The sequence below is a fragment of the Oleiphilus sp. HI0132 genome, assembly GCF_001635845.1.
In genome coordinates this window covers 1-890 of record NZ_LWGJ01001783.1, presented here as the reverse complement: position 1 = coordinate 890, position 890 = coordinate 1, and the positions used below count along the sequence as shown (strand labels likewise).

The window sequence follows — 890 nt, the reverse complement described above, 5'->3', positions numbered from 1 at the left end:
GATGCAGGCGAGCAACAAGCCGAAGAACATCAGGACTGCGTGCAACTAATGACGCTTCACTCTGCAAAAGGCCTGGAGTTCCCTTTCGTGATTCTGGCAGGTATGGAAGAAGGTCTATTCCCGCACCAGATGTCGATGGAAGAGCCTGGAAGGCTAGAAGAAGAACGCCGACTCTGTTATGTCGGAGTCACTCGCGCAATGGAGAAGTTAGTGCTCACCTATGCCGAGTCACGACGCCTGTATGGCCAAGAGAAGTTCAACCCCATGTCTCGTTTTGTACGAGAGATACCACCAGGGCTAATACAAGAAGTTCGCATAAAGAATAGCGTTTCTACACCGGTCTCCTTCAGCCAATCTTCAAGCAGCGATATGCAAGTTGGCGATTCGCAATTCCAACTAGGTCAAGTTGTTCGGCATGGCAAGTTTGGTGAAGGCACTGTACTCAATTATGAAGGCCAAGGTGCCCATGCACGTATTCAAGTTAACTTCCCAGAAGCTGGCAGTAAGTGGCTAGTTCTATCTTATGCAAAGCTTGAAGCCGTCTAGCCTTTTTAGGTGGTGACTGGAACTTGTGCATAGTAAGCAAAACGCTATTTATCAGCTACTATTAAAAGGTTTCCAGTATTATTTAATAGGACCTTTGATCACATGGCGTCGCCAGAAGAGTTACAACTAGAACAAAAATCTCGTGCACTTCAACTAAAAGAAGATGCACTAAACCGTCAAGCGACCCAGCAGCAGAAAACTGAAGAACGCATTAAAGCGCACCAAGATAGCGTTGCCAAAAAAGAGCGCGCTAACCAGTTAAAAACTCAAGACCTAATAAAACGCGAACGTAAACTTAAAGAAGACAATACACTTCTCCAACATGAGAGAGAAGCATTTAACAC

2 protein-coding genes are annotated in these 890 nt (G+C 45.6%); both read left to right on the top strand.

What is annotated here, in order from left to right:
• A partial coding sequence (locus A3766_RS27085; protein ID WP_197479786.1) for a 3'-5' exonuclease occupies positions 1-546 on the top strand: 546 nt, incomplete at its 5' end.
• A gap of 102 nt (positions 547-648) precedes the next feature.
• The coding region (locus tag A3766_RS27080) for a hypothetical protein (protein WP_197479785.1) at positions 649-890 on the top strand (242 nt) is incomplete at its 3' end.